Genomic DNA, 17421 nt, shown 5'->3' with positions numbered 1-17421 from the left:
GCAGACCCACAGATCCTCTTTGCTGATCGGCATCGATCTTGAAGGACAAAAAACGATGAGCGCCGCTGCCTCATTTCGCAAGGACTACTCCGAACTCGTCCCGCTAAACCAAGATTTCTACCAGAATATTTTCAAGTTGAAAGGACGCGCCTTTCTGTTCGAGGGAACCGATGACGGTGTGCAAGGCTATGGAACTTTCAATCTGCAGGTTGAAGACCATGAGTATGGCCTGTTCAACGGGTTGTCACTGATTGAGCTGAGGTTGTGGAGTTTCGAAATCGAAGGGCGCACGATCGTCTGCGCTGTAGCGCAGCATTTCCGGCGTCTTTCCAACGCCCCAGCGGACATGCGCTTTCGCTATACTGTCGAAGCGATCAATGTAAGCTGTCTCCATCACAGCGCAGACGCCGCGATCACAAAGGCCGATTGCCAGATGCTGTCGCGCATTTTGCGGAAGATGCTGCCCGATTATCACCGCATGGCATTCCGAAATTTTCCGCTGCAAGCGGCCGTTTCCATTGAGATCGTTGAAAGGTGGAGCAATCCGAATCGGCAAATTGCATCTTTTCTCACGTTGACGACGCAAGTCGCGTGGGACGTTGATTCTGCAGAGCGCCAGGTCGAAGGTATAGACAGCTTCTTCAAAGAAGGTTGGCGCGAGAGATATGATTTTGCCTCCGACAATAATTTTGCCGTCAAGTTCCGCGCTCCGCGAATTGAAGACATTCCTTCATTTAGCGTCATATTCGATGGCCTTGAGTTCACCTACAACCATCAGGAAGTTTCAGAAAAAATAGGACAAAAGAGCTTTTGTTCTACTGTGTTATACGCTCCTTGGTCGCCGAACTCTCTCAGGGCATCCGTCGACGGGGCGCCGATATCTTCTATTGCCGATGAGACGAGAGCAAGAGCTGACCGGTTTGCGCGCTTTAGCGCTTACAAAGACCTTAGAGCAAGCCGGGGTGAGAAGTATCGGGACACCCCTCTTAGCGTGATTTTGCTTTTGGGAGAACTTTGATGTCTGAATCTATTGGTCCTGATTATGAATAAGCTTCTGGCTAAATCCGCATACCGGGAATGGCGAGCGGATTGTCGGATAGCGCGGCGCGATCAGGCATGTCGATGCGCGGTTTGCCGAGGAAGGCGTCGAACAGATCCTTGACGAAGGCTTCCGGCAGGTCCTTGGTGATCAGCACCATGCGTGTGCGCCGGTCGCTGGAATCCGGCCAGGCGGCAAGCCGCACCGGCGGATGGAAGATGCTTTGCACGCCATGCAGCACCAGCGGACGGTCCGGCCGATCGGAGACGGAAACGATCGCCTTCATCCGCAGCAGCTTCTCGCCATGGGCCGAGCGCAGCAGATCGATGAACATGTCGAGCGCCATCGGATCGATCGGCTTTTCCTCGATGATCGAGAACGAGCGGATCGAGGCATCGTGACGGTTGACGTCGTGCGGGTCTTGATGCGCGTGATCACCATCATGAGCATGATGGTGATGGCCGTGGTGATCCCCGTCATCACGATGGCCATGATCGTGGCCGTGAGCATGATGGTGGTGCGCCTCACGCGCATCCTCGTCCTGCAGCCAGCGGCCGACATCGGCGATCTTCGTCGCCGGATCGTAAAGCCCGTTGACGAGCACCGCGGCGCTGCCGGCCTCAGCACTGTCGGCACCCATCATCGCCGCGCGCGGATTGAGCCCCCGCAGGCGCTTTTCCAGCCCGTCCGTGGCCGCGGCCATCGCCTTTTTCGAAACGATCAGCCGGTCGGCGACCGCCGCCTGCTTGCGTGCTTCCTCGTGATTGTCGAGCGTCTGCAGCCCGTTCACCGCATCGACGACGGTCACCACGCCGTCGAGCTCGAAATTCGTGGCAATGACGGGATTGCCCATGATCGCCTGCATGACCGGAGCAGGATCGGCAAGGCCGGTCGTTTCGATGACGACACGCTTCACCGGCTTGACGCGGCCCGTCTGCACGGCGTCCATCAGGTTTGCCAGCGTATCCACCAGCTCGCCGCGCACGGTGCAGCAGAGGCAGCCATCGGAGAGTTCGATGATCGAATCGCCCGAACTTTCGACCAGCAAATGATCGATGCCGACATCGCCGAATTCATTGATGATGACGGCTGCATCCTTCATCACCGGATCTTTGAGTATCCGGTTGAGCAGCGTCGATTTGCCGGCGCCGAGAAAGCCGGTCAGGATGGTGACCGGGATCCTGTCGTTGAGCGCGCTCATGTCGTTTTACCTTGAAAACCTATCTTAGAAAGATGTCGGGCGCGGCATCGGCACCGGCACGTTGGCGATCGCTCCCGCCGTATCGCCGGTCGCCACCTTTTCCGGCTGCTGCGCCGGCTGTGGATCCTGGCCGGGAATGAGGCCGGCAAAGACGAAACGCGGATCGTGATCCATTTCCAGGATATAGGGCGACTGCACCTTCATGCGGCCGACCTCGTCGCGCGTTTCGCTGCGCACCTTGGCGCCCTTGGCGCTGCAGATATCGGCGGTAATGTCGGAAACCTGGTCTTGTCCCGGCCCGTAGGGCTTCAAGGAACCCAGCGTATCATTGCCGGGAAACGGCGAGGTGAAACCCTTCTGCAAAAGGTTCGCCGTCGCATCGGCGCGGGCTGCGAGACTGTCAGTGCCGAGCACGACCGAGACCAGCGTATGGCCGCTGCGCGTCGCCGAACCGATCTGGTTGAAGCCCGAGGCGCAGATGAAGCCGGTCTTCATGCCATCGGCGCCGGCGAAACGGCCGATCAGCATGTTGAGGCTCGGCACGTTCTGCTGGCCGTTGGTAAAACCCTCCAGCGCGAAATAGCCGGCATATTGCGGAAAATCGCGGCGCAGCGCCACGGTCAACACCGCAAGGTCGCGGGCCGTCGTATATTGTCCTTTGCCGGGCAGGCCGTTCGGATTGACGAAATGCGAATCCGTCATGCCGAGCTTCAGCGCCTCGCCGTTCATCCGCGTCACGAAGGCTTCCTGCGTGCCGCCGACCGCTTCGGCGACCGCGACGGCAATGTCGTTGGCCGATTTCACCATCAGGATTTTCAGCGCGCTGTCGAGCGTCAGCTTCTGGCCCGGCTTGAAATACATTTTGGCGGCCGGCTGCGCGGCGGCGCGCTTGCTCATGACGACAGGCGTATCGAGGCTGATCTGGCCGGCGCGGATCGCGTCGAACACGGTGTAGACGGTCATCAGCTTGGTCAGCGAGGCCGGATACCATTTGCGGAAGGCTTCTTCATGCTCAAGCACGCGGCCGGTCTGCACATCGACGAGAATATGCGGATTGGCCTGAGCCAGCGGAATGGAGGCAAGCAAACCGGCAGTCGCGGCGACCACGAAACTCAACGGCCGCAAAGCGGCAAACAAACGGAAGTGGCTCGTCGACACGGTTCGTCCTTCGGATATTCGGAAAATCTCGAAACCTTCACCTATTTATCCTATATGGCTATGACATGGCAAAGGTCATTGACTAAGTAATTTCCACAGCCTCACACCGCAGCCCCATACTCCGGGGGCTCACACCCTTGTGATGCGATGAAAGATTGTCGGGATTTCATAACAGGAACGCGAATATGCCGATTTTGAACAGAGCCGCGGAATTGCAGGACGAAGTCGCCGAATGGCGCCGTCATATTCACGCCCGGCCCGAGCTCCTCTTCGCGGTGGAAAATACCGCCGCTTTCGTTGCTGAAAAACTCAGGGAATTCGGCGTCGACGAGATCGTTACCGGCATCGGCCGCACCGGCGTCGTCGGCCTGATCAGGGGCAAGGGCGAAGGCCGCCGCACCGTCGGCCTGCGCGCCGACATGGACGCCCTGCCGCTGACCGAAATATCAGGCAAGCCCTGGGCTTCGAAGACGCCGGGCAAGATGCATGCCTGCGGCCATGATGGCCACACCGCCATGCTGCTCGGCGCCGCGAAATACCTGGCCGAAACCCGCAATTTCAACGGCAATATCGCCGTCATCTTCCAGCCCGCCGAAGAGGGCGGCGGCGGCGGCAACCTGATGGTCAAGGACGGCATGATGGAGCGCTTCGGCATCGAAGAGGTCTACGGCATGCACAATCTGCCGGGCCTGCCGGTGGGACAGTTTGCCACCCGAAAGGGGGCGATCATGGCGGCGACCGACGAATTCACCGTCACCATCAAGGGTCGCGGCGGCCACGCCGCCCAGCCGCACCGGACGATCGACCCGATCGCCATCGGCGCCCAGATCGTCGCCAACCTGCAGATGATCGCCTCACGCACCGCCGATCCGATCAGCTCGGTCGTCGTCTCGGTGACCAAATTCAATGCTGGCTTCGCCCATAACGTTATTCCGAACGATGCGACCTTCGCCGGCACGGTGCGCACCCTCGACCCCGAGGTGCGCACGCTGGCCGAGACGCGGTTCCGGCAGATCGTCGAGGGCCTGGCCGCAGCCCACGGGGCCGAAGCCGAGATCAGCTTCCACCGCAACTACCCCGTCACCGTCAACCATCCTGACGAGACCGAGCATGCGGTCGCCACCGCCAGCGCCATTGCCGGCGAAGGCAACGTCAACGCCGAGATCGACCCGATGATGGGCGGCGAGGATTTCTCCTACATGCTGAACGCCCGCCCCGGCGCCTTCATCTTCATCGGCAACGGCGACAGCGCCGGCCTGCACAACCCGGCCTACGACTTCAACGACGAAGCCATCGCCCACGGCATCTCCTACTGGGTCCGCCTGGCCGAACAACGCCTCGGCGTCTGACAACAATTAAGGCTTGGCTTCGCGCCAAGCCTTTTGTATGCATGGCATCCAGTGGTCCCGTAGCTCAGCAGGATAGAGCACCAGATTCCTAATCTGGGGGTCACGCGTTCGAATCGCGTCGGGATCACCATAATGGCCGTTACCACTAGGTCATCGCCGCGACCTGCGAGGTCGGAGTAATTGAGCCCGCTGCACGTCTCCGTTTGACATCTACGAAAAGCCTTTTTGTATCCACATTAATCATTGTCCACCGCATTGAATTATTGTAGATACATTTAATGGAGATCGTATGGGACGAACCGAAGCGGATTGCCAATATCGAGAAACATGGCCTCGATTTCGCCGATCTGACTTTCGAGTTCTTCCTGTCTTCCTTGTCGTTCCCGCCAAAGACGGACGGTCCAAGGCCACAGGCCGCCTCGCCGACGGAACGATCGTCGCAATCTTCGTAAATCTGGGCTCTGAGGCGCTTTCGATCATTTCGATGCGCCCCGCCCGCAAGGACGAAAGGAGCATGATCCGATGATTATCAAAGCCCGGAAAACGGCCCAGTTCCAGCTTGGCCGCGGCTACTCCAAGGAGGATTGGGATGCCGTCTCCGACAATCCCCCTCTGTCCAACGAAGAGATGGCAAGAGCCAAGCCCTTCAAGGAGGCATTTCCTGAGGTTGCTGAAAAGATGGAGAGGGCCATTGCAGCCCGCGGTCGACCCAAGCTGGACAGCCCGAAGCAACCCCTGAACATCCGTCTCGATGCCGATATCATCCAGTTTTACAAGGCCACTGGCAAAGGCTGGCAATCAAGGATGAACGATGCATTGCGAAAGGCGGCTGGCTTATAGCGCCCTTCGCAGATCCCCTGCAAAAACTGGCGGCGCCTAGATCGTCTTCCAAAGCTTTGGCTAGCCTCATCATCACATCGCGGAGCTATCGGCTCGCCGTGTCCTCACCGCGCGCCGCGCCCCCAATCCCAACAGCGCCGCCGCAACCCAACCACCGATAAACCCGATCGCACCCCAGACAAGACCTGCAAAACTGACCGGCACACCCGGCACAAAATCCCGCCAGGTATTGGCGAAAACCACGTCGTCCGGCTCGCCCAGCAGCACAAAGGGCTTGGCGACGGGGGCGGCGGTGCCGAGTTTCAGTTGCTGCGACAGCAGCGTTTCGTAGCGCGCGATCGTGCTCTGCATCGAGACACCACGGTCGCGCAGGAAATCGTCGGAGGATTGCGCATAGGTGTTCAGCGCCTGCTGGCGATCGAGGTGGTGGTCGGCTGCCTGTCTGTTGAAATCCTCGACGATGACCCGCAATTCGTCGATCGCGCCGCCGATCCGCTGGCGGTATTGCTGCGCAAATTCCGGCGCCTGCGAAAAGACCGTGCCGCCGGCAAGCCCGGCGACGATGGCGATGATCCTTGCAATCGGTCCCATTCTCGATGCCTCCGGCGCTTCTCTGCGGTAACGATCCGCGGCCGCAAAGGTTTCGGATGACACAATCGGTAACGCTATGTGATTGAACCGACAGCGCTTCCAGCGAGTTGCTCCCCTGACCAACTGAGAAAGAGAGCCTTGTCATGAAACAGATTATCCTTGCCTGCACGCTTGCTGCCGCATCCATTTTTTCGGCAATGCCCTCCCAGGCGGCCAGCGTCACCATCACCACGGATGACGCGCGTCCCTACTACCGTCATGCGGAACGGCCCTACTATCGCCATGCGGAACGCCCCTATTATCGGGAGCACATGAGGGCGCGCCATGTTTCCCGCGATTGCTTCACCAAGACGGAAAAAATTCGCCGTCACGGCCATACGGTCGTCCAGGAAACCAGGGTCTGCCGATAGGCGATCCAAGCAGGGGCTCGGCTGATCAGTCGGGCCCCTCACCGAAATGTGGAATACTTTCTGTATCGCGAAACCCAACTTTTGCGAGTGAGTTTCGCGACAAACCATCCTCGTGGAAAGGCAACACCGGCCTATAGTGGCTTTCGGAAGAACACGACGCGCTGTGTTTCCTCAAATCCTAAAGCGGCATGGAGCGCATGGCTGGCCGAATTCTCAAGCGGCGCGTCAGAGCCAAACTCGACACACCCAAGCGACTTCCCCCAATCGGCAACGGCATTGCACAGCAATCCCGCGATACCTTTTCGCCTGTCGACGGGCCTGATATAAATCCCTTCGAGGAATAGAACGGGCGAGCTGCTGCATCCATTCACATAATCATGTCGCAACGTGGCCTCAGCAAACCCGACGGCTTCATTCGCAGCATTTCGAGCGATGAACGCGACGGCTTCGCCACTGTCTGAAAGAAACGCCCGGACCAACTCCGCTCGATGATCTTCAAGCGAGTGATGCGGCCATAGCGCAACGCGAAGCTGCGCCCATGGTTCAACATCTTTTATAGTCCCAATCTCAATAATCGATTCCATATTGCGGTTCCCTTCTTGTCGCAAAAATCCCAATCAAGCGACAGTTTGGGACAGGTGAGTGCGCAGAATGCTTCACGAAGATATTTCCAGCAAGATAAGAGGTTTTCATCTGATCTCCTGGTGCGGAACTTCTCCCATATCAGCCGCGTTATCCGCCAGAAGGAGTGAGCGTCATGCGTATCAAGATGACTCTTTTGGCAATCGCTTATCTCGCCGTCAGCGCCGTGCTGCTTGCGATTACCTATCACCCGCAGGTGCCAGTTGCCCTGCAGAAGACCGATCGTATGGCCGGTTCGTCCTTCCTCGTCGAGCGCTTCGCCGGTTGAGCACCGATCAATGCCGATCATTGATCGGAGGTCCGCCGAGCAGGATCCGGTTCTGCACCGAATGCACGCCTTCGACGGCCTTGGCGACGGCGGTCGCCCGTTCGATCTCGCCGACGGTGCCGACCGTACCGGTCAGCACGATCTGGTCGTTTTCCATCGTCACTTCGACATCTGAGGCATCAATGCCGCCGGCAATCGCCAGCGCATTGGCGACATCAGCTTCGACCGATGCGCGATTGGAAATTTCCGCTTCCATCGCAGGCTCCAGCCCGTGAAATGTCTGTTCCTTGAACACCATGATCCATTCCTCCTTAAATCTGCGGAAGAAACGCCTGTCGGCCGGATTTGGTTGCAGGGCCGCTACCAGTTGAGGCGATAGCGCAGATTGACGCTGCCGGCCTCACCTGCCGAAAACGGATTATTGACCGAGGCATCGAGATTGAGGTTCGGCAGGATCGCCTGGTTGACGGCAACCGAACTCGAAAAATCGCCGCTGGCATTGCTGACGCCTGCGCCTGCCGAAAGCGACGTGCCCGTCCAGGGATGGATCAGCTTCAGCGCCTGCGAGGCCGTCACCGAGGCTTGTTTGATATCGACGGCGTCATACTGCACGCTGATGGATCGGCTCGATTGCATGTCAAGCGAGTCCGAGAGGATCCAGCTGCGTGAGCGGCTGAGCGTCAGCGCGCCGCTGCCGCGCAGCGTATCGACGCTGACCGTTGCGCCCCGCTGCGATTGGCCTGCCGGCGTGACGCTGGTCCTGTCGATCCTGCCCCAGAGCATCGCCTGTCCGGAATCGGGCAGCGGCGCCCCGCCTTTGGTCGAGGCCAGGCCAATATCGGCGCCGGCGCTGGTTTCCCATTCCGCCGGCAGGCGAAAACCCATCGTCGCCTTGTAGGATCGGTCGGAGAGTTTGGCCGGCGACCAGATCAGCAGATCATCCGCCCGCGCCGCGGTGGCGAGCGAGGTCACGATGGAAAAAACAATGCACGCTATTTTGAATGTCGTCATGAAGTCCGAACGTACTACCTGACACGGTGACGCAGGGCCGAAACCAACGCAGCAACGCGTATAAATGCGCTCGCGGAGAACGCGATGAAGGATCGCGGCCAAGCCGCCTATCCCGGTTTCATTCTCGTTTTTTATCTTTGGCCGGAAGGCCGTCGGCACCTCAGCGCCCGTTGCTTGATGGACGCCACAGCGCCCCGAATTGCCATGCGACCGTAAAACGGCGCGACGGAATTTCGATTCCGCCAGCAACGCAACAAGGATCACACCCAGCCGCCGCTGTGTAAACCCCTTGAAGGATGAAATCTGCTGCACCGCACACTTGCCGCTCCCTGCAAAGCCTAGTAGAGCCTCAGCCTACGAGAGAAACTTTCGCGAAATTGCATATGATGACCGGCAAAACCGCGCCGCGGCGCCTCAGCATCTTCGGCTCGACCGGCTCGATCGGCCAAAATACCCTCAATGTCGTCGATCACCTGGGCGGGCGGGAGAATTTCGAAATTTCCGTGCTGACCGGCAACGGCAATGTCGAATTGCTGGCCCGGCAGGCGAAAACCTTCGGCGCGCGGATGGCGGTGACCGCAAATGACCGGCATTACGAGTCGCTGAAGAGCGCGCTTTCCGGCAGCGGCATCGCGGTCGCATCCGGAAAATCCGGCCTGATGGAAGCGGCCGACCGGCAAGCCGACTGGGTGATGGCGGCAATCGTCGGCACCGCGGGCCTGGCGCCGACACTTGCCGCAGCAAAGCGCGGCGCCGATATCGCCCTTGCCAACAAGGAATGCCTGGTTTCGGCCGGCGATCTGTTCATCGCAGCGATCCGCAAGGGCGGCGGCAGGCTGCTTCCCGTCGACAGCGAGCACAATGCGATTTTCCAGGTGCTGGAGGAAAACCAGCGCCATGCCATCGAGCGCGTCGTGCTGACGGCTTCGGGCGGCCCCTTCCGCACCGCCTCGCTGAAGGAGATGACGGGTGTGACGGCGGAGACCGCGCGCGCCCACCCGAACTGGTCGATGGGCCTGAAGATCTCGATCGACAGCGCCTCGATGTTCAACAAGGCGCTTGAAATGATCGAGGCCCGCCATCTGTTCGGCCTGACGCCCGAACAGATCGAGGTCATCATCCATCCGCAATCGATCATCCATTCGATGGTCGGCTATACCGACGGTTCGGTGCTCGCTCAGCTCGGCGCCCCCGATATGCGCACCGCCATCGGTTATGCGCTGTCCTTTCCGCGCCGGCCGAACCTGCCGATCGAGCGGCTGGATTTCGCCAAGCTCGCCAGACTCGATTTCGAGGCGCCGGACGAGCTGCGATTTCCCGCCTTGCGGCTGGCGCGCCTGGCGATGACGCGCGGCGGTGTTCAGGGCGCGGTGCTGAACGGCGCCAAGGAAGTGGCGCTCGAAGCCTTCATCGAAGGGCGGCTGCCCTTCCTCGCCATGGCCGAGATCACCGAAAGGGTCATGGACGATCTGGCCGGCCTGCCGCCGGCTGAAGACATGGACGATGTCTTCGCCGCCGACCGGCAGGCCAGGCAGAGGGCAGCGGATCTGATGAAGCTGGAGATCGCCGGCTGAAGTTTACCGCAGCCGGTTGCCAACCTCGTCGAACAAGCGGCAATCCGACGGTTCGAACAGCAAGCCGACCTGCTCGCCCGCCGCGATGCTGATCGGTGAGCGGTGCTCGACGGTCAGCGACTGGCCGTCGGCCAACTGGCAGTAGAGATACTGCGTTCCGCCGAGATATTCCGAAAAATCGACCGTGGCCGTCAGCTTGCCCGACGGATCGGGCCCCACCTTGAGATGCTCCGGCCGCAGACCGAGCGTCACCGTGCCTCCGGCCGGCCGGCCCGAGTTGATCAAGGCGGTTTCGATGCTGGAGCCGGCGACCTCGACCAGTCCGCCCTCGCCCCAGCGGGCATTCAACAGGTTCATCCTCGGTGAGCCGATGAAGCCCGCCACGAAGGTATTGGCGGGATCTTCGTAGATCTGCCTTGGCGTTCCGGCCTGCTCGACGCGGCCGTCGCGCAGCACGACGATCTTGTCGGCGAGCGTCATCGCCTCCGTCTGGTCGTGCGTGACATAGATCATCGTATTGCCGAGCTCGCGGTGAAGGCGGGCGATCTCGATGCGCATCGAGACGCGCAGCTCCGCATCGAGATTGGACAGCGGTTCGTCGAACAGGAAGACATCGGGCTTGCGCACGATCGCCCGGCCGATCGCCACGCGCTGGCGCTGACCGCCGGAAAGCTGCCCGGGCCGGCGGTCGAGAAGATGGTCGATCTTCAGGATGGCGGAGGCGGCCTTGACGCGCGTCTCAATCTCGGCGGCATTGGTGCGCGCCATCTTCAACCCGAAGGCCAGGTTGTCGCGTACGCTCATATGCGGATAGAGCGCATAGGACTGGAAGACCATGGCGATGCCGCGCTCGGACGGATCGAGATCGGTGACCATCCGTCCCTTGATTTCGACCTCGCCGTCGGTGACGTCCTCGAGACCGGCGATCATCCGAAGCAGCGTCGATTTTCCGCAGCCGGACGGGCCGACGAAGACGACGAATTCGCCCTCTTCGATCGTCAGGTCGATCCCGTGGACCACCTGCAGATTGCCATAGCTTTTTCGCACGTCCTGGAGCACGACGCTCTTGTTAGCCATACTGTTCGTCATCCCCAAACGACCTACTTGTCCGACTGGACCCAGACGAGCATCTCTCCGGGTCCGCGGTTGTCCCAGAGATGATAGGGCACGAAACGCGCGGTGGCGACCTGCCTTTCAGCCGGCGCCTGGCGATAGAGCGGCGTTCCCCAGTTCGACGTCTCCTCGCGCTCGACCTTGAGATCGAGAGCGACGGCATCATTGAGATCCTTCAGCACGACGGTTTCGGCGGCCGGGAGCTCGCGAGGCAGGATGATGGCGTTGAGGTCTTCGCCATTGTCGGTCGTTTCGACGCAATAGACCAGGGGCCCGCGCATCAGTGCGACGCGGCCGGCATCCTGGCGCACCTTCGGATTGGCATATTGCGGGCGAAGTGCCAGCGGCAAATGGAGATCGATACGGTCACCGTCGGCCCATTGGCGATCGATCCTGGCATATCCGTCGCGGATATTGGTGCCGAGATCGAGCACCTCCCCATTGACGCTGAGGGTGGCACCTTCAGCCCAATCCGGAATGCGTAGCGACAGCGCGAATGTCGCCGGCGTCTTGAGCCAGGTGGTGAACGCCACCGCACCGTCCCAGGGATAGTTGGTGGTCTGCTGCAGCTCCCCTTCGGCGCCATTGGCAAGCTTCAGCCGTACGGTGCTTTCGCCGTAGAGATGCACGGCGATCTCATCGTCGGCAACGGCATACATATAGGAGCCGATCGAGGTCACCAGCCGGGCGATATTCGGCGGGCAGCAGGGGCAATGGTGCCATTTCCACCGATGATGCTTGCCGGCACTTTCGAGCGGATTGTCGTAGAAGAAGGTCTTGCCGTCGGTGGAAAGGCCGGGCAGCGCGCCGTTGTAAAGCGCCTGTTCCATGATGTCGGCATAACGCCGGTCCGGGCCGCGCCCGAGCATGCGGCTTGCCCAGAACACTAGGCCGACAGAGGCGCAGGTTTCCGCGTAAGCCGTGGCGTTCGGCAGGTCGTAATAGTCGGTAAAACCTTCATTCGAGGCGGCCGGGCCGATGCCGCCGGTGATGTACATCTGCTTGGTTGTGAGGTCGTCCCAGAGCGTTTCCAACGCCGCCGTCAGGCTGTCGTCCTTATATTCGGTGGCGATATCGGCCATCCCGGAATAGAGATACATGGCGCGCACGGCATGGCCGACGACCTTTTTCTGCTCGCGCACCGGCTGGTGGGCCTGGCCGTACTCATAGGTCTTCTGATGGAAGTCAGCAGCGCTCCGGCCGTCGCGAGCGGCTTCGGCCGTGAAGAAGTGCGGCTCGGTGCCGCGCTCGTCGATGAAGAATTTCGACAGCTCGAGATATTTCTTCTCGCCGGTGACGCGGGCAAGCTTGACCAGCGCAAGCTCGACCTCCTCATGGCCGCAATAGCCGGGGAGCTGACCTTCGCCATGGCCGAACATGGTGATCATGTAATCGGCAAAACGGCACATGATATCGAGCAGCTTGCGCTTGCCGGTCGCCTGGTAATAGGCAACCGCGGCTTCCATCAGATGGCCGGCGCAATAGAGCTCGTGATGGTCGCGCAGGTTGGTCCAGCGGCGGGCGGGCTCGACGCGCTGGAACCAGGCATTGAGATAACCGTCCTTGTCCTGCAGCCGCTCATACATGTCGATGATTTCGTCGGCGCGCGCCTCCAGCTTTGGGTTCGGCCGGCGATAGAGCGAATAGGCGATGGTCTCGATCGACTTGCCGAGGTCGGAATCCCAGAACATCTGCGTTGTCCCGCCCCAGGGCTGAATGGGAATGACGACGCCGGGGCTCGGCTGGGAGACATCGATCGCCTTCAGCATGCCGGCCTCGACGCAGCGGTCGAGCAGGGTCTCGGCGGTGGAATTGCAGACGGCGTCCTGCCATTTGCCCCAGAAGCCGCCAAGCTCCACATCGGGAACGGCGACGGGACGAAACTGGCGGTCGTTGCTTGATTTGGTCATGGCTCGACTTTCCCTATGATCATTTCACCGCGCCGGCCATCAGCCCGCGCATGTAGTAGCGTTGCAGGAGAAGGAAGACGATCAGGCAAGGGATCGTCATGACGACGACGCCGGCCTGCACCGCTCCCCAGTTGATGGCGCCGAGCCGCCCGGCGCGAACCGCCGTCATCAGCACCGGCAGGGTGTATTTCTCATTGCTGGAGAGCAGCACCAGGGCGGCCAGAAACTCGTTCCAGGCATTGAGGAAGGCAAAGATCGCCACCGTCGCCACACCCGGAAGCACCAGCGGCAGCAGAACGCGGGCCAGAAGCCGGAGGTCGCGGGCACCGTCGATGCGGGCCGCCTCTTCGATCTCCTTCGGCACCGCGTCGAAGGCATTGCGCATCATGAAGACCGAGAAGGGCAGCTGCAGCGTCACATAGACGAGCGTCAGCCCGAGCAGCGAATTGTTGAGGCCGAGTTTTGCCAGGATGATGAAGAGCGGCGTCAGGATCGACTGGAACGGGATCATCAGCGTGGTGATGATCAGCACGAACAGCGCATTCTTCAGCGGGAACCGATAGCGCGAGAAGCCGTAACCGGCGAGCAGGCTGACGCCAACGGTCAGCACCACGGTGGCGACCGAGACGAACAGCGAATTGATCATGTGTTGCCAGATACCGGCGCCGAACGTATCGAGCAGCGCGTAGGAATCGATGCTGACGCCGGATGTCGGCCATGGCGGCAGCGGCGGCAGGCTGGCCTCGGTGCCATGCCGGAAGGAAGACAGCAGCGTGATCACGAACGGCGCCAGAAAGAAGATCGAGATGGCGATGCCGGTGATATGATAGGCGGACTTCACCCGGAAGGCTTTGCGGGCGCGGCGTTGCCGTGAGGTGATCATGGACGCTCCTCCCCGACGCGCAGCAGCCAGAGCTGCACGATGCTGATCGCCATCAGGATAGCGAGCAGCACGATCGACAGTGCTGCGCCGTAACCGAGATTGAACGACACGAAGGACTGGTTGAAGATGTAATAGACCACCGAGATCATCTTGTTCTGCGGTCCGCCCGAGGTCATGATGTAGAACTGGTCGAAGGCGAGGATCGAGCCGGTGACCGAGACGATCAGCGCCAGCGCGATCGTCTTGCGCATCAGCGGCAGCGTCAGATGCCGGAAACGCTGCCAGCGGCCGGCGCCGTCGATGCGGGCGGCCTCCGTCAGTTCGGACGGAATGGCCTGCAGCCCGGTGAGAAGAATGATCATCGTGAAGCCGGCGATCTTCCAGACGACCATCACCACGATCGTCAGAAAGGCGGTGTCGAAGGTCGCCAGCAGATTGGGGCTCTTTTCCACAAGGCCGAGCGCTTTCAGGGCTGGGCCGATGAAGCCGCTATCGACATTGGCAAGCCAGACCCAGAGCAGCGAGGCGGTGGCCAGACCGACGACGACCGGCAGGAAGATCACCGTGCGATAGGCACTGACGAACTGCCGCTCCTTCTCGACGAAAATTGCCAACGGAAAGGCGACGGCGAAGATCGCGATGGTGACGATGAGCGTGTAATAGGCGGTAAAATAGAGCGCCGTCACGAAGCGCGTGTCGTTGACCATGCGGTAATAATTGTTGAAGCCGATCCAGCGCGACGCCCCCATCAGCGGCCAGTTGTGCAGGCTCATCCATCCGGTAAACAGCACCGGCATGATGAAGAAGACGATGACCAGCGCCATGGCCGGCGCGATATAGGCAAGGCCGCGCCAGTTCGACTGGCGGCGTCGCCTGCGCCGAGGCAATAGGATCTCTGGACCGGAACCGGTCATCGAAACGCTCCGCATCTGTCGGTTGGGATTTGGCCGGGAAGCTGCCACCGCTCCCCGGCCGCGGCCGGGAGAGAGTTATTGGCCGCTATCGATGATCGATTGCATTTCCGCCTGGGCGCTGGAAAACGCGCCGTCGACATCATCGCCGAAGATCGCGGCGTTGGTGAAGCTCGCCCACGGCCCGTTGGCGCTGTTGATCAGGTCGTTGAACTGCAGCGTATAGGGCGTCTTGGCGACACTGATCGCCTTGAGGCCGACCTGCATGCGCGGATCGAGACCCTCCAGCACCTTATCGGCGATATCGCCGCGTGTCGGCAGGCTGCCGTATTTCGCCATGATCTTCTGGCCGTCCTCCGAATAGACATATTCGAGGAAGCCCTTCACCGCGTCGATCTTCTTCGTGCCCTTGGTGATGACGAAATTGTCGCCGCCGGCAAAAGACGACGGCTTGCCGTCGACGCCGGGGATGAGGGTGACGCCAAAATTGATGTCGGGATGCTCGGTCACCAGCGTGCCGATGGCAAAGGCGCCGAGGGTCTGCTGGCCGATCTTGCCATTGGTGAAGGTCAGGAAGTTGGCGCCGGTGTCGCTGGCGGCACCCGCCGGCACCAGGTCCTTCTTGACCATGTTGCGGTAGATATCGACGGCCTTGCGCATCTGCGGCGTATCGAGCGTCGCTTTTTTGCTGTCGGCAGACAGGATATCGGCGCCCGCACCCCAGGTGAGCGGCGTGAAGGTGAAGATCATGCAGCCGCCGCAGCCGCCGCCGGAGAAATAAAAGCCGTAGGTATCGTCACCCAGCGCCCGGATCTTCTCGGCATTGGCGGTGATTTCATCCCAGTTGGCAGGCGCCTTTTCCGGGTCGAGACCGGCCTTCTTGTAAAGGTCCTTGTTCCAGGCAAAGACCGATGTCTCTACCGAAAGCGGCAGGCCGTAAATCTTGTCCTGATAGGTGCCGAGGCGGACATGCGACGGTGACAGCGAGTTGAAATAGGGCAGCGATTTTGCCCAGTCCGTCAGATCCTCAAGCTGGCCGGCGGCAGCAAAGGCGGGGTTATAGATCAGATCCATCGACAGCGCGTCGGGCGCCTGTCCGCCGGCAATTGCCGTCGCATATTTCTGCACCAGTTCGGAGAACGGCACTTCGGTCATCACGACCTTGGTCTCATGGCCGGAGTTATAGGCTTCGACGACCTTCTTGAAGGCGTCGCCGATGCCGGAGCGAACCCACATTTCGACATTTTCAGCCGCCGACGCAGCCGAAAACAGGCATAGGCTGGCGATGCTGGTCGCTGCCAAAAGACGCTTGATCATGACACTCCTCCCGATATGGCGCATCTCCCTGCGCCTTTGCTCATTCTCTTGATACTTTTCCCTTGGTCTCACTCAGTGGGGGCTTTGCCCCCGCATGACTGCCGGACGATCAGCCGGCACGGCAATTTCCTCACGCCCGGCTCGACCGGCCGTCCTTCCGCAAGCGCCAGCACCGTCAATCCGGCCTGCCGCCCGAGCTCCTTCAACTCCATATCCACCGTCGTCAGCGGCGGCCGGGTCTGGGCCGCGACAATCTCCCAATTGTCGAAGCCGATCACCGAGACATCCTGCGGCACCTTGACGCCGCGCTCGCGCAGCGCATCGGCGGCACCGCGGGCAATCTGGTCATTGCCGCAAAACAGCGCGTCGGGCTTTTCTCCCGGCCTCTTCCAAAGCTGCTCCACCGCCTCATGGCCCCAGCTTTCCGACCAGACGCCGTAGAGCACCGGCTCGCGGTGGCCGGCCACTGCATGATAGGCGCCGGCCCGCTCGCGCACCGAAAAGAACTCTTCCGGCCCGGTGATATGGGCGATCCGCCGCCGCCCGACCTTGGCGAGCCATTCCACCGCCAGTCTCGCCCCCTGTTCGTCGTCCGAACGGAAGGTGACACTGTTCTGCGTCCCCTCGGTGAAGGCGTAGACGACAGGCACATGCAAATTCGACAGATCGACAGGCAGACGCCTGTCCAGCCGCTTTCCCGTGGCGATGATGCCGTCGACCTGTTTGTCGAGCATCGCATCGACATGGATCTGGGCGAGCGCAGGATCGTCTTCGATAGCGCAGAGGAAAACCGAAACCCCGTGATCGACGAGCGCGTCCGAGATACCCGCCATCACCGGCAGGGTGAAACGGCCGTAAGTGTCGTTGGTCAGCAGCCCGATGGTGAAGCTGCGTTTGCTGAGAAGCCCTCTCGCCAGCGCATTCGGCCGATAGCCGATTTCGCCGGCGATCCGCTTTACCCGCTCGCGTGTTTCCGCGCCCATCCGGCCGGTATCGTTGAGCGCCTTCGACGCCGTCGAAATGCTCACCCCGGCAGCCGCGGCCACCTTATGGATGGTGATCCTGCCTCTTTTTCCTCCCGCTATGTTCAGAGTTTCCTCCTTCTGAAGTGGCTTGAGAAAAGCTTTTACCAATCGCTATGTCAAGTGAGAAAAGGTTTTTCCATGCAAACTGAGAGATCAGGATCAGAGAAAGGCAGTGCGCG

The 17421-nt window shown here is 60.7% G+C and carries 18 protein-coding genes, 1 tRNA gene and 1 pseudogene; 8 read left to right on the top strand and 12 right to left on the bottom strand.

What is annotated here, in order from left to right; translation table 11 throughout:
• Positions 1–19 precede the first annotated feature (19 nt).
• Positions 20–1018, top strand: coding sequence for a hypothetical protein (locus GR197_RS06710; protein ID WP_246724499.1), 999 nt, complete (start codon positions 20–22; stop codon positions 1016–1018).
• A 40-nt stretch (positions 1019–1058) separates the two neighbouring features.
• Here the strand turns inward: GR197_RS06710 and GR197_RS06705 are convergent, their stop codons facing one another.
• A complete protein-coding gene (locus tag GR197_RS06705) occupies positions 1059–2240 on the bottom strand; it encodes a CobW family GTP-binding protein (protein WP_164007813.1) in 1182 nt (393 codons plus the stop codon).
• 24 nt (positions 2241–2264) lie between these two features.
• Entirely contained in the window at positions 2265–3398 is a 1134-nt protein-coding gene (locus GR197_RS06700; protein ID WP_164007811.1) for a serine hydrolase, read from the bottom strand.
• 185 nt (positions 3399–3583) lie between these two features.
• Here GR197_RS06700 and GR197_RS06695 point away from each other — a divergent pair, with 185 nt between their 5' ends.
• The 4 genes and pseudogenes from GR197_RS06695 (at position 3584) to GR197_RS06680 (ending at position 5587) form a co-directional block, all read left to right on the top strand.
• Positions 3584–4747, top strand: coding sequence for a M20 aminoacylase family protein (locus GR197_RS06695; protein ID WP_164007809.1), 1164 nt, complete (start codon positions 3584–3586; stop codon positions 4745–4747).
• A gap of 53 nt (positions 4748–4800) precedes the next feature.
• Positions 4801–4877 (top strand) — tRNA-Arg (locus GR197_RS06690).
• Between the two features lie 148 nt (positions 4878–5025).
• Positions 5026–5273: pseudogene (locus GR197_RS06685) on the top strand (BrnT family toxin).
• On the top strand, positions 5270–5587 hold the full coding sequence (locus tag GR197_RS06680; protein ID WP_164007807.1) for a BrnA antitoxin family protein: 318 nt from the start codon (positions 5270–5272) through the stop codon (positions 5585–5587). Before GR197_RS06685 ends, GR197_RS06680 begins: the two are co-directional and overlap by 4 nt.
• Before the next feature lie 72 nt (positions 5588–5659).
• Here the strand turns inward: GR197_RS06680 and GR197_RS06675 are convergent, their stop codons facing one another.
• Positions 5660–6178 carry a DUF2937 family protein gene (locus tag GR197_RS06675; RefSeq protein ID WP_164007804.1) on the bottom strand — a complete coding sequence of 173 codons (519 nt, stop codon included), beginning with the start codon at positions 6176–6178 and terminating at the stop codon, positions 5660–5662.
• Positions 6179–6321: 143 nt separating this feature from the next.
• Between GR197_RS06675 and GR197_RS06670 the strand changes: the two genes are divergently transcribed.
• Positions 6322–6588 (top strand): hypothetical protein, encoded by a 267-nt coding sequence (locus GR197_RS06670; RefSeq protein ID WP_164007802.1) that lies wholly within the window; start codon positions 6322–6324, stop codon positions 6586–6588.
• A 131-nt stretch (positions 6589–6719) separates the two neighbouring features.
• Here GR197_RS06670 and aac(6') read toward each other — a convergent pair whose 3' ends face one another.
• Positions 6720–7163, bottom strand: coding sequence for an aminoglycoside 6'-N-acetyltransferase (aac(6'), locus tag GR197_RS06665; protein WP_432444196.1), 444 nt, complete (start codon positions 7161–7163; stop codon positions 6720–6722).
• A 182-nt stretch (positions 7164–7345) separates the two neighbouring features.
• On the opposite strand from aac(6'), the gene GR197_RS31905 reads away from it, so the two are divergent.
• Positions 7346–7498 carry a hypothetical protein gene (locus GR197_RS31905; protein WP_204330088.1) on the top strand — a complete coding sequence of 51 codons (153 nt, stop codon included), beginning with the start codon at positions 7346–7348 and terminating at the stop codon, positions 7496–7498.
• Positions 7499–7505: 7 nt separating this feature from the next.
• On the opposite strand, the gene GR197_RS06660 is transcribed toward GR197_RS31905, so the two are convergent.
• Complete coding sequence (locus GR197_RS06660) at positions 7506–7796, bottom strand: BON domain-containing protein (RefSeq protein ID WP_164007798.1); 291 nt, start codon at positions 7794–7796, stop codon at positions 7506–7508.
• A 62-nt stretch (positions 7797–7858) separates the two neighbouring features.
• The gene (locus GR197_RS06655; RefSeq protein ID WP_204330087.1) at positions 7859–8509 is read right to left on the bottom strand and encodes a hypothetical protein; all 651 of its coding nucleotides are present in this window, start codon (positions 8507–8509) and stop codon (positions 7859–7861) included.
• Between the two features lie 383 nt (positions 8510–8892).
• Here GR197_RS06655 and dxr point away from each other — a divergent pair, with 383 nt between their 5' ends.
• On the top strand, positions 8893–10083 hold the full coding sequence (gene dxr, locus GR197_RS06650) for a 1-deoxy-D-xylulose-5-phosphate reductoisomerase (protein WP_164007796.1): 1191 nt from the start codon (positions 8893–8895) through the stop codon (positions 10081–10083).
• A gap of 3 nt (positions 10084–10086) precedes the next feature.
• Here the strand turns inward: dxr and GR197_RS06645 are convergent, their stop codons facing one another.
• The 6 genes from GR197_RS06645 to GR197_RS06620 form a co-directional block, all read right to left on the bottom strand.
• On the bottom strand, positions 10087–11172 hold the full coding sequence (locus GR197_RS06645; RefSeq protein ID WP_164007784.1) for an ABC transporter ATP-binding protein: 1086 nt from the start codon (positions 11170–11172) through the stop codon (positions 10087–10089).
• Positions 11173–11183: 11 nt separating this feature from the next.
• Positions 11184–13106: a glycoside hydrolase family 127 protein gene (locus GR197_RS06640; protein ID WP_164007782.1), complete on the bottom strand. Its 1923-nt coding sequence runs from the start codon at positions 13104–13106 to the stop codon at positions 11184–11186.
• Positions 13107–13125: 19 nt separating this feature from the next.
• Positions 13126–13989, bottom strand: a complete 864-nt coding sequence (locus tag GR197_RS06635) for a carbohydrate ABC transporter permease (RefSeq protein WP_164007780.1) — start codon at positions 13987–13989, stop codon at positions 13126–13128.
• Positions 13986–14903, bottom strand: coding sequence for a carbohydrate ABC transporter permease (locus tag GR197_RS06630; protein ID WP_164007778.1), 918 nt, complete (start codon positions 14901–14903; stop codon positions 13986–13988). Before GR197_RS06630 ends, GR197_RS06635 begins: the two co-directional genes overlap by 4 nt.
• Before the next feature lie 75 nt (positions 14904–14978).
• A complete protein-coding gene (locus tag GR197_RS06625) occupies positions 14979–16217 on the bottom strand; it encodes an ABC transporter substrate-binding protein (RefSeq protein ID WP_164007776.1) in 1239 nt (412 codons plus the stop codon).
• Between the two features lie 68 nt (positions 16218–16285).
• Positions 16286–17263 carry a substrate-binding domain-containing protein gene (locus tag GR197_RS06620; RefSeq protein ID WP_164007773.1) on the bottom strand — a complete coding sequence of 326 codons (978 nt, stop codon included), beginning with the start codon at positions 17261–17263 and terminating at the stop codon, positions 16286–16288.
• Between the last annotated feature and the right edge of the window lie 158 nt (positions 17264–17421).

Origin of the sequence: Rhizobium phaseoli (assembly GCF_010668805.1) — a bacterium.
Lineage (GTDB): Bacteria > Pseudomonadota > Alphaproteobacteria > Rhizobiales > Rhizobiaceae > Rhizobium > Rhizobium phaseoli_A.
This window is presented reverse-complemented; position numbering and strand designations above follow the sequence as displayed.

Excerpts from the sequence above, each read along its gene's own strand:
- GR197_RS06705 (WP_164007813.1), bottom strand. The coding sequence starts at position 2,240 with ATGAGCGCGCTCAACGACAGGATCCCGGTCACCATCCTGACCGGCTTT.
- GR197_RS06695 (WP_164007809.1), top strand. The coding sequence starts at position 3,584 with ATGCCGATTTTGAACAGAGCCGCGGAATTGCAGGACGAAGTCGCCGAA.
- GR197_RS06680 (WP_164007807.1), top strand. The coding sequence starts at position 5,270 with ATGATTATCAAAGCCCGGAAAACGGCCCAGTTCCAGCTTGGCCGCGGC.
- GR197_RS06675 (WP_164007804.1), bottom strand. The coding sequence starts at position 6,178 with ATGGGACCGATTGCAAGGATCATCGCCATCGTCGCCGGGCTTGCCGGC.
- GR197_RS06670 (WP_164007802.1), top strand. The coding sequence starts at position 6,322 with ATGAAACAGATTATCCTTGCCTGCACGCTTGCTGCCGCATCCATTTTT.
- GR197_RS31905 (WP_204330088.1), top strand. The coding sequence starts at position 7,346 with ATGCGTATCAAGATGACTCTTTTGGCAATCGCTTATCTCGCCGTCAGC.
- GR197_RS06660 (WP_164007798.1), bottom strand. The coding sequence starts at position 7,796 with ATGGTGTTCAAGGAACAGACATTTCACGGGCTGGAGCCTGCGATGGAA.
- GR197_RS06655 (WP_204330087.1), bottom strand. The coding sequence starts at position 8,509 with ATGACGACATTCAAAATAGCGTGCATTGTTTTTTCCATCGTGACCTCG.
- dxr (WP_164007796.1), top strand. The coding sequence starts at position 8,893 with ATGATGACCGGCAAAACCGCGCCGCGGCGCCTCAGCATCTTCGGCTCG.
- GR197_RS06645 (WP_164007784.1), bottom strand. The coding sequence starts at position 11,172 with ATGACGAACAGTATGGCTAACAAGAGCGTCGTGCTCCAGGACGTGCGA.
- GR197_RS06640 (WP_164007782.1), bottom strand. The coding sequence starts at position 13,106 with ATGACCAAATCAAGCAACGACCGCCAGTTTCGTCCCGTCGCCGTTCCC.
- GR197_RS06635 (WP_164007780.1), bottom strand. The coding sequence starts at position 13,989 with ATGATCACCTCACGGCAACGCCGCGCCCGCAAAGCCTTCCGGGTGAAG.
- GR197_RS06630 (WP_164007778.1), bottom strand. The coding sequence starts at position 14,903 with ATGACCGGTTCCGGTCCAGAGATCCTATTGCCTCGGCGCAGGCGACGC.
- GR197_RS06625 (WP_164007776.1), bottom strand. The coding sequence starts at position 16,217 with ATGATCAAGCGTCTTTTGGCAGCGACCAGCATCGCCAGCCTATGCCTG.